Genomic DNA, 476 nt, shown 5'->3' with positions numbered 1-476 from the left:
CGATCGATATAGACGTCCTCGATGCCTTCGTCGGCCAGTTGGGCCAGCACCGCCTCCAGCAACGCGCTGCCGAGCCCCTGGCCGGCCGCCGCCGGATGCACTACCGCCTCGCAGATGTAGGCCCGCGGCGCATCGGCACGCTGCGGCTGGTAATGGGCGAAATCCTCGGTGCGACGGAAGCTGGCGAACCCCAGCAGCCGATCGTCGCGCTCGGCCAGGACGGCACGTACCTCGCCGTCGGCGATGGCTCGCAGATGCGCACGCACCCCCTCCTCCGGCAAATGGTTCCAGGGATTCGGCCCGTGGCGCAGCAACAGGTCGGTCATGGCCTCGATATCGCCGGTTTCGGCAGCTCGCAAACGGTGCATATCCACTCCTTCAAAGTCCAGCCACCAGCAGCCCGTCGGGCAACGCCACGCCCCGCTCGATGCAGGCAGCCAGCGCCTCGACCAGGGGTTCCAGCGCATAGCCCTGCC

Annotated in this window: 1 protein-coding gene; it reads right to left on the bottom strand. The window is 68.3% G+C overall.

The annotated features are described in order from the left end of the window. A partial coding sequence (locus L6762_RS11875) for a GNAT family N-acetyltransferase (RefSeq protein ID WP_237187492.1) occupies positions 1-368 on the bottom strand: 368 nt, incomplete at its 3' end. Positions 369-476 lie beyond the last annotated feature (108 nt).

The sequence above is a fragment of the Rothia nasimurium genome (assembly GCF_928381705.1).
In the GTDB taxonomy this organism is placed as follows: Bacteria; Actinomycetota; Actinomycetes; order Actinomycetales; family Micrococcaceae; genus Rothia; species Rothia nasimurium_G.
The sequence above is the reverse complement of the archived record's forward strand: the minus strand, read 5'-3'. Positions and strand labels throughout refer to the sequence as shown.